This window comes from Zoogloea sp., assembly GCF_044344315.1.
Lineage (GTDB): Bacteria > Pseudomonadota > Gammaproteobacteria > Burkholderiales > Rhodocyclaceae > Zoogloea.
On the sequence record NZ_JBIJDC010000149.1, the window covers coordinates 1 to 9,980 of the forward strand.

General features: G+C 64.0%; 6 protein-coding genes. 3 read left to right on the forward strand and 3 right to left on the reverse strand.

Annotated elements, in window-relative coordinates; genetic code table 11:
- The 3 genes from ACIQ09_RS20740 to ACIQ09_RS20750 all read left to right on the forward strand — a co-directional run.
- Nucleotides 1-612 (forward strand): type I glyceraldehyde-3-phosphate dehydrogenase (locus ACIQ09_RS20740; RefSeq protein WP_398314092.1); only part of this gene is annotated, 612 nt, incomplete at its 5' end.
- Between the two features lie 67 nt (nt 613-679).
- Entirely contained in the window at nt 680-1,864 is a 1,185-nt protein-coding gene (locus ACIQ09_RS20745; RefSeq protein ID WP_296408580.1) for a phosphoglycerate kinase, read from the forward strand.
- A gap of 141 nt (nt 1,865-2,005) precedes the next feature.
- Entirely contained in the window at nt 2,006-3,166 is a 1,161-nt protein-coding gene (locus tag ACIQ09_RS20750) for a diguanylate cyclase domain-containing protein (protein ID WP_398314095.1), read from the forward strand.
- A gap of 37 nt (nt 3,167-3,203) precedes the next feature.
- Here the strand turns inward: ACIQ09_RS20750 and ACIQ09_RS20755 are convergent, their stop codons facing one another.
- The 3 genes from ACIQ09_RS20755 to ACIQ09_RS20765 form a co-directional block, all read right to left on the reverse strand.
- The gene (locus ACIQ09_RS20755; RefSeq protein WP_398314097.1) at nt 3,204-4,859 is read right to left on the reverse strand and encodes a tetratricopeptide repeat protein; all 1,656 of its coding nucleotides are present in this window, start codon (nt 4,857-4,859) and stop codon (nt 3,204-3,206) included.
- A gap of 250 nt (nt 4,860-5,109) precedes the next feature.
- The gene (locus tag ACIQ09_RS20760; RefSeq protein ID WP_398314099.1) at nt 5,110-5,787 is read right to left on the reverse strand and encodes a PEP-CTERM sorting domain-containing protein; all 678 of its coding nucleotides are present in this window, start codon (nt 5,785-5,787) and stop codon (nt 5,110-5,112) included.
- Between the two features lie 88 nt (nt 5,788-5,875).
- Nucleotides 5,876-9,980: SdrD B-like domain-containing protein (locus tag ACIQ09_RS20765; protein WP_398314101.1), on the reverse strand; the 4,105-nt coding region annotated here is incomplete at its 5' end.

The following is a 9,980-nucleotide window of genomic DNA, read 5'->3' on the forward strand; positions in this document are numbered from 1 at the left end:
AACGAAGGCGCGCTGAAGGCCGGCATGACCGTCGTCTCCAACGCCTCCTGCACCACCAACTGCCTGGCCCCGGTTGCCAAGATCCTGTCCGACAGCGTCGGCATCAAGCAGGGCCTGATGACCACCATCCACGCCTACACCAATGACCAGGTGACCGTGGACGTCCGCCACAAGGACCTGCGCCGCGCCCGCGCCGCCGCTGCCAACATCATCCCCACCAAGACCGGTGCCGCCAAGGCCGTAGGTCTGGTGCTGCCCCAGCTGGTCGGCAAGGTCGATGGCTTCGCCCTGCGCGTGCCCACCATCAACGTCTCGCTGGTGGACCTGACCTTCACCGCCGACCGCGCCACCACCAAGGAAGAAATCAACGCGCTGATGACCGCTGCCGCCAACGGCCCCCTCAAGGGCATCCTGGCAGTGAACAACGAGCCGCTGGTCTCCTCCGACTTCAACCACACCACCGTCTCCTCCACCTTCGATGCCACGCAGACCCGCGTGATCAAGGGTGAAGACGGCTCCGTGCTGGTCAAGGTGCTGGCCTGGTACGACAACGAATGGGGCTACTCCTGCCGCATGCTCGACGCGGCCCGCGCCTTCGTGAACGCCAAGTAATCCTGCTGTTTCGACGCCCCGCCCCGTGCGGGGCGTTTTTCATTCCAGAGCCTCGAAGAACATCATCATGCAAGTCAAGAAACTCACCGATCTCGACGTCAAGGGCAAGAAGGTCTTCATCCGTGCCGACCTCAACGTTCCCCAGGACGACGCCGGCAACATCACCGAAGACACCCGCATCCGCGCCTCCATCCCGTCCATCAAGTACGCCCTTGAGGGCGGTGCTGCGGTCATGGTCACTTCCCACCTGGGTCGCCCCACCGAGGGCGAACTGAAGGCTGACGACACCCTGGCCCCCGTGGCGGTGCGCCTGGGCCAGATGCTCGGCAAGCCGGTGCGCCTGATCCAGAACTGGGTGGACGGTGGCTTCGAGGTCGCCCCGGGCGAAGTCGTGCTGCTGGAGAACTGCCGCTGCAACAAGGGCGAGAAGAAGGACAACGAAGAGCTCGCCCGCAAGATGGCCGCCCTGTGCGACATCTACGTCAACGATGCCTTCGGTACCGCCCACCGGGCCGAAGCCACCACCCACGGCATCGCCCGCTTTGCCCCGGTGGCCTGCGCCGGCATCCTGATGGGCGCCGAAATCGACGCCCTGGGCAAGGCCCTGCATGCACCGAAGCGGCCCCTGGTGGCCATCGTCGGTGGCTCCAAAGTGTCCTCCAAGCTGACCATCCTCAAGTCCCTGGCCGACAAGGTAGACCAGCTGATCGTCGGGGGTGGCATCGCCAACACCTTCCTGCTGGCCTCCGGCAAGCGCATTGGTGACTCCCTGGCCGAGCCCGATCTGGTCAAGGAAGCCCACGCCATCATGGACATCATGAAAGCACGCGGCGCCGAAGTGCCCCTGCCTGTCGATGTGGTAGTGGCCGACGAAGTGTCCGCCCTGGCCCGTGCCAACAAGATCTCCGTCGACGACGTAGCCGCCCACGACCGCATCCTCGACGTGGGCCCGAAGACCGCTGCCAAGCTTTCCGAGATCATCGCCAACGCCGGCACCATCGTCTGGAACGGCCCGGTCGGCGTGTTCGAGCTGCCCCAGTTTGCCGGCGGCACCAAGATGATGGCCTCCGCCATCGCCCACTCCGAAGCCTTCTCCATCGCCGGCGGTGGCGACACCCTGGCGGCCATCGCCAAGTTCCACATCGCCGACGACGTGGGCTATATCTCCACCGGCGGTGGCGCCTTCCTGGAGTTCCTCGAAGGCAAGACCCTGCCCGCCATCGCAGCCCTGGAAGAGCGCTTCAAGGACTGATCACAACGCTCGCGCGATGCAGTCCCCGGAAATGCGGCCTACGGGCCGCATTTCCCATTTCGGGCAGAAAGATCTCCAATCTGCGAGCCGCGGGCCGTTATCCTGCCTATCTGGCATATCGTAACGATCGCCCTTAACTCGATGCCCATCCCGGTCAGCGCCCTCATCGGTTCGCCCCGCCGCCTGGTAACAGCCATTGTGCTGTTCCTGGTACTGGATCTGACCGTCCTGGTGATCAATCTGTGGATCGCCGAACAGGTTGCGCAGGATGCCGTCGCCATCAATCTGGCCGGCCGCCAGCGCATGCTCTCCCAGCAGACCACCAAGGCTCTCCTGCTCACCACCCGACCGACCCACAGCGAAGATGTGCGCAGAGCCCGCCAGGAAACCGACGACGCCTTCGGACTCTTCGAGCAGACCATCATCGCCTTTGCCGAAGGAGGAGAAGCCCGCGGCAGTGACGGCACGGTAACGCGCCTGCAAGCCGTACGGGGGGAAGGCGGCCATATCGTCGCCAACGTCCGCACGCTGATCGCCCCCCTGTCGGCACTGCTCTCGGCCACCCGCGATGCGCCAGACTCCGATCGCAGCCCGGCAGCTGAATACATGGTCAGACACAATCTGGAAATCCTGGCATTGATGAACCGCCTGACCACAACCCTGGAGCACGACTCGGTCCGCCGCACGCGGGATCTCCGCTTGATCCAGACTGGCGCCTTCATTCTCGCCCTGGCGAACTTCCTGCTGATCGTCTTCGGCATGCTGCGCCGTTACCGCAGCATCGAAGAGGACAGCAAGCGCTGGAAGGAGATGGCGCGCCACGACCCACTCACAGGAATTGCCAACCGCAAGGCGTTCGAGGACGCCGTTGGCACTCATCTGACTCGGGCCCGGATCGACGCCCAGCCCGGGGCACTATTGATGCTCGACCTGGACGGCTTCAAGGGGATCAATGATCGCTTCGGACACGCCATCGGCGACGACATTCTTCGCGCGGTCGCCACCCGACTCGAAGCTGTCGCCCGCGCTACGGACGTGGTGGCCCGTCTGGGCGGCGATGAGTTCGCAATCCTGTGCCCCCTTCTCCATGGCAGGGACGATGTGAATCAGCTGTGCGAGCGGCTCATCACCCATGTACTGGATCTTCCCCGTGACGACATACCCGGCTGCAGGCTAGGTATCAGCATCGGCGTCGCCCTCTACCCCGAGGACGGCTATAACCCCACACATCTGCAGACCCTGGCGGACCGGGCCATGTACGCCGCAAAACGCGGTGGTGGCAACCGCTGGCAGATCGCCTGAAGGCACGGCAAGCGTCCTTTTATCCGTGCAGCAGCGATCAGATCTGCTGCTCGCGACGAATCTTCCACTCGCCGGCTTCACGCACCCACTCGAGCTGTTTGCGGGCCGCATCACTGTAATTGCCCGATTGGTAGCGCTGCTCAAAGATGACGGACATGACCTCACCCTCGGCCTTAATGGCAGGTGCATTGACCTGAACCCGGATTTCACCTTTTTTCTGGAGTTTGCTGCGACGATCAGCTTCCCATGCGTTGCGGTTACGTTTGTCGGTCGGCACAAAACTACTGGCATAAAACGCCAGGTAACGGTCTGCATCCTTGGACTCCCAGGCAAGTCGCCAGGCCTCCAGACGGGTGGCGACAACGCGGGCCGCATCGCCCGCCGCGGCGGCGGCAGGCTTTGGTGCGGAAGGTGCTGCCGGCACGGCAGCTGCAGCTGGCGCCGGTACCGCGGCCGTTACGGCTGCCTTGGCGGGCACAGCAACGGTGGCCGTCGGGGCAAGGGCGACAGCCCCCAACTGACTCAAGTGCTGGCGGAATTCTGCGTTTGAAGGCTCCAGGGACAGGGCGCGCTCAAAGGCCTGTCGTGCCGCCGCCACGTCCCCGCGAGCCTGCAGGACGAGGCCCAGGGTATCGAAATAGGTTCCTCGCCCAGGCTCCTTTTCCACTGCCCGGCGGGCCAGGCTGAGGGCATCGTCCAGGGCAGATTTCTGGGTAGCCAGCAAAACAGCCAGATTATTGGCCACCCGGATATTGTCAGGCTCCATGCGGAGCGCTTCCCGATAGGACTTTTCGGCTTCTGTAAAACGCTTCAGGCGCTGCAGCGTCTGGGCCACCAGGGCATGCGGGAGGGCACTCGACGGAGCCATGGGAATGGCGCGGCGATACGCGTCAAGCGCCTGCTCGCTGCGGCCGAGTGCCTGCAAAGCATCACCACGGGCCAACATCGCAGCCGCGAAATCCTTGCGCAGGCTCAGAGACTTGTCCAGCAGCTCGAGCGCGCGATCCGGCTTCCCCTGCTTGAGCAACACCAAGGCTCGGGCATGCAGCACGCGGGGATTGGCAGGCTCCCGGCGAAGGGCGTCGTCGAGCACCCGCCCGGCCTCCTCGATCCGTCCGTCCATGGATAAGGCAACCCCGAGCTGAAGCTGGGCATCAACCAAATCGGGGCGCTGCCGAACCACGTCACGTAACAGGCTTACCGCCTCCCCGGGCTTCTTGAGGGATTCGGTATATAGCGTAGCGAGGTCAAGCTTGAGCTGGAGCTCATCCGGACGGCTACCGATGGCGGCCCGGTAGCTCTCTTCGGCCGCCGCCGGAAGCCCCTGCTCCACCAGCAGACGTGCCTGGGCCTGGAGGACGGCCGGCTGTCCGGGGGCCATCGCCACAGCGCTGGACATCCAGTCCCGCGCAAGCTTTGCCTTACCCTGCACATGACTTACGGCCGCCATGCCCAGCATGGCCTCCACCGACGATGGGTTCTGGCGGTATGCCTCGCTGAAAGCCTTCTCGGCCTGCTCGAAATTCCGCATGCGCAGGGCCGCCCGGCCCCGCGTCATGGCATCGGCGTCGGCGCGGGTCACCCCATCCTGCACGGCGGGGCTTCCGAGCATAAGATCGGCACTGGCAACAAGGGAAAAGAGGGCAAGGCCCGACCCCAGGATCAGGGCTGGGTAGAAACGGGTTCGCTGCATGAAGACCTCGGACGATGAAGCGGGCGATGCTGGCAGGAGAGCGCTGGCTAGCCGCTAGCCTCGTCTGCGCCACGGAAAGCGGACAGTAAAAAACGTGTTCGGCCGTGCATTTTACAGGCATAAGCCTATTTACCGCGCCGGACAGCCCCGCTCAGGCAGTCCAGAAACGGAAAAAGGGGGCAGGCCCCCTTTTTCCGCATCTCGCGGCGCACATTGCCTGGCGGACACCCCGAAGGGTGCCCGGGAACAATCAGGCCTTGCGACGACGAACAGCCGCAATGCCGGCCAGACCCAAGGCGCCCAGCAGGGCGGTGGCGGGCTCAGGTACGGTGCCGCCGGTCGGCACGATAGCCTGGATCAAATCCTGGCTGGAGCCATTGAGCCAGCTGGTCAGGTTGTAGTTGCCGGTGGCGGGGGCGCCGGCGGCAATGTTGCCCAGGAAGGTATCAGCAACCAGCAGCGCCAGATCTTCGTCAATGCTACCGGTGTCACCCGTCCAGCCGTTGTAGTTGCCGGTGCTCAGGTTGATGTCGTCCAGGGTTTCCCACAGGGCGATCTGGAAGCCGGCCATGGCGGTGGCATCATTGAAGTCGAGCGTGGCATAGCTCTGGTTGAAGAGCGCCTGGGTATTGGCATTGACTGCGCTGCCAGCGGTGAACTCAAGGCCCGGGGGGGTCAGGGCACCGACACCAACACCTTGCAGCAGCTCGAAGCAGAAGGCCAGGAAGCTGGAGCCGGTGGTGAGGTTGTCCACGTTGAACACGCCAGCCACCACGTCATCCTGCTGACCACCGACGTTCACGGTGAAGGCCAGGGAGTTGATGTCCTGCTCGAGCACCAGGGAGTCGGCTTGAGCGGAGGCGCTGGCGAAAAGACCGACGGCAGCCAGGGCTACGGCCGACTTCTTGAAGATGTTGCTGTGATTCATTGATTTCTCTCCTACGTTTAAAAAGTGACTGCGTGTCCGGATGGAGCCTGAGCCACCGGCCGGGAACGCCCGGCCGGTGGCTTAAGACTTAGGCTGCCATCAGGGCAAGTTGCTGCTCGTCATACAGGTTGGCCAGCTGGCTCATGGCGGTCACGGCACCGTCGCTCACGCAATTGGTGACAGTGGCGGTGGCGGCGGTCACTTCGACCGTGATCACCGTGGAGGAACCCAGGGCTGCGTCGAGGCTGCGGTCGTCGCCCAGCAGGGCAGACAGGCTGGGCAGCTCGATCCCGGCGGCTTCGGCGTCAGCCACGGAGACGTTGAAGTACACGTCCGTCATGTCGATGCTGCTGCCGTCAGCGAGGGTTGCGCTGGAGCGCTCGAGGTGCAGGTTGCCCTGCTCATCGATGGCCGGCAGCTCGGTGAATGCCACCTTCAGGCTGGCCACACCGGCTTCGGAGAGGCTGCGCAGTTCGCCGTCGTCGGTCTGGTGGTTGCCGTTGAGATCCTGCCACACGCGCAGATCTGCGAATGCGGCATCCTTGGCATCCACGTAACCGTCGCCGTTGCTGTCGAAGTTCTCCAGCTTGGCGAAGCCGTCGCCCTTGCTGTAGCCGCCGAAGAGCTCGGCCACACTGGTGACCTTGCCGTCGCCGTCGATATCCACGGCCAGGAAGGCGTCACCGGCGGAGATCCAGCCACTGTCGATGCCTTTGCCGGTACCCAGCAGGTCGAACTTGCCACCCGAATTTTCCCGGGCGATGGTCTGGATGCCGTTGCCGTCCAGGTCGAGGACGATCGGGGTGATACCCGCATCCCAGGTCATGTCGGCCTCACCGGACACCAGGGTGGTGTAGGCGGCGTAGGCAACGTCGCTGGTGCTGTAGGCGTCGGCGTCCTTGCTGTCATCGGCGCCGATATCCTTGGACGCCCAGTACCACTTGGACATATCCACACCCAGGTAGGTGGTGGAGGTCTTGTCGAAGACGATGCGGTAGGTGCCCGGATCCAGGTTGGTGAACTTGTAGTTGCCATTCACATCCGTGTAGGCAGTGGCGATGGTGGTGCCGGCAGCGTTCTGCAGCAGGACCTTGACGTTGCAGATGCCAGGTTCGGTGCTGTCCTGGATGCCGTCGTGGTCCTTGTCTTCCCACACCTTGTCGCCGATGCTGGCCTTGCGATACAGACCGGCATCCGCCTTCAGGATGGACTGGCCGGCAGCCAGGGAGATCGTGCCGGTGTAGCCCGAGGCGTTGAAGGCGCTGTCGGTACCGTTCCAGCCAGCCTGATCCTGCTTGGTGACGTAGTAGCCGGTCGGGGTGACGACCTGAACCTTGTAATCACCGGCGTTCAGGTTGCTGAACAGGTAGTTGCCGCTGGTGTTGGTCACGGTGGTGGCCACGACGGTGCCTGCCGAGTTCAGCAGCTTGACGGTGACGCCGCTGATGCCGGCTTCGCCCGTGTCCTGGATCCCGTTGTAGTTCATGTCCTGCCAGACCTTGTCGCCGATGCTGCCCTTGACGACCGCCGGCACGTAGATGCCGGCATCCAGGGAAACATCGTTCTCGCCGGCCGACAGGGTCACCAGTGCCGACTTGCCCGTGGTGGTATCCACATCGGAATCCGCCGCGTCGTCGGTGCCCTGATCCTTGGCCGAGAAGACGAAGCCGGTGGGGGCCACGACCTGCACAGCGTAGTCACCCGGGTTCAGGTTGCTGAACTTGTAGTTGCCGTTGGCATCGGTGGTGGTGGTGGCCACCACGGTGCCATTGGCGTCGAGCAGCTTGACGGTCACGCCCGTTGCGCCCACTTCGCCTGCGTCCTGGATGCCATCCTTGTCGGCATCGCACCACACCTTGTCGCCAAGGGAGGCACGGGCCTTGTAGAAGCCGGCATCGACGGTCAGGTTGTTGCTACCGCCGGTCAGGGTGTAGAGACCGGAGATGCCGCTGGCGTCGATGTCGCTGTCGGTGGCATCGGTCGCCACGGCGGCGTCCTTGGTGGTCACCACGTAGCCGGTCGGGGTAACGACCTGGACCTTGTAGCTGCCGGCAGGCAGGCCACTGAACAGATAGGCACCGGTGGAGTCGGTGGTGGTGGTGGTGAGCACGGTGCCGGCGCTGTTGAGCAGCTTGACGGTGACACCGGCAATACCGGCTTCGCCTGCGTCCTGACGACCGTTGGCGTTGGTGTCTTCCCACACCTTGTCACCGATGCTGACATCGGTGGCGCAGAAGGCCGACGGCGTATTCACGACCAGATTCTGGATCTTGAAGTAGTCGTTGGTTTCACCCGGCGCAGCGGCGACGATGAGCACGTTGCCCACGAAGCCGTTGGCGTTCAGCTCAGCCCAGCGGGCGGTGGTCAGGGTGGTGGCATTGACTTCGGTGAAGCCCATGCTGGACAGCACCGCGTCGGATAGGGTGATGTGGCTGTCGAAAGCGCCATTCACGGTACCGATCCACACCTTGGCGTCGCTGTCGCCCACCACGTAGCCCAGGTAGGCCTTGTCGACCACCACAGCCTGATTGAACTCGAACAGCACGTAGTTATCACGGGTGCCGTTGTTGTCCACCGTGTGGGTGCTACCGTAGCCCGAGCCTTCGGCGCTGTCGGTCACGCCCAGGCCGCCGCCGTAGGCACCCAGGTAGGCCTTGGCCCACGTGCCGGTGCTCTTGTCACGGCTGAAGGCGCTGGCATTCACGGTGATGCCATTGTTGCTGAAGCACAGCAGGTTGCCGTCGGTGCCATCGGTAGCCATGTTGCCGTTGAAGTCGAAGGTGGCGGTCGCCACCTTGGCAGCCAGGCCGGCGTCCCAGGTCAGGTCGTTCTCACCGGACTCCAGGGTGGTGGTGACGGTCTTGCCGGTCGCCTGGTCGGCGTCCGAATCGACGGCGTCATTGGTGCCCTGGTCCTTGGCGGTGATGGAGTAGCCGGTGGGGGCCACGACCTGCACCGAGTAGCTGCCCGGCACCAGATCCTTGAACAGGTAGTTGCCGTTGGCGTCGGTCATGGTGGTGGCCACCACGGTGCCGGCGCTGTTCAGCAGCTTCACGGTCACGCCCACAACGCCGGCTTCGTTTGCATCCTGGACACCGTCGTTGTCGCAGTCAGCCCACACCTTGTCGCCGATGGAAGCCTTCTGGTAGAGACCGGCGTCCCACGACAGATCGGATTCCCCGGTGGCCAGCGTGGTGACGATGGTCTTGCCGGTGGTCGGGTCGAAGTCGCTGTCGGTGGCGTCGTTGCCGCCCTGGTCCTTGGCGCTCAGGAAGTAGCCGGTGGGGGCCACGATCTGGGCGGAGTAGTCACCCGGGGTCAGGTTGTTGAACAGGTAGTTGCCGTTGGCATCGGTGGTGGTGGTGGCCACCACGGCGCCGGCGGTGTTCAGCAGCTTGACGGTGACACCGGCAATGCCGGCTTCGCCTGCGTCCTGCACACCGTTGGCGTTCTTGTCCAGCCACACCTTGTCGCCGTAGGAAGCGGTAGCCTGGGTCAGGCCGGCATCCACGGAGGCGTCGGTTTCACCGGACTCGAGGTTGATGACGCCGGACTTGCCGGTGGCATCCACATCGCTGTCGGTGGTGTCGTTGCCGCCGAGGTCCTTGCCGGTGAAGCTGGTGCCAGCAGGCGCCACAACCTGAACGCTGTAGTTACCCGGCACCAGATCCTTGAACAGGTAGTTGCCGTTGGCATCGGTGGTCGCGGTGGCGACTTCGTTGCCGTTGCTATCGAGCAGCTTGACGGTCACACCGGAGACACCGGCTTCGCCCGTGTCCTGAACACCATTCTTGTTGGTGTCCAGCCACACCTTGTCGCCCAGGGAAGCCTTCTGATACAGACCGGCGTCCCAGGTCAGGTCGGTTTCACCGGCGCTGAGGGTGGTGTTGATGGTCTTGCCGGTGGTCGGGTCGATGTCGCTGTCGGTGGCATCGTTGCCGCCCTGGTCCTTCGGGCTGGCAAAGTAGCCGGTCGGTGCGGTGATCTGCACAGCGTAGTCGCCCGGGGTCAGGTTGCTGACCTGGTAGTTGCCGTTGGCGTCGGTGGTGGCGGAGCCCACCACGGTGCCAGTGCTGTCGAGCAGCTTGACGGCGACACCGGCGATACCGGCCTCGCCGGCGTCCTGCACGCCGTTGGCATTCTTGTCCAGCCACACCTTGTCGCCGATGGCAGCGGTGCGCTCATCCACGAAA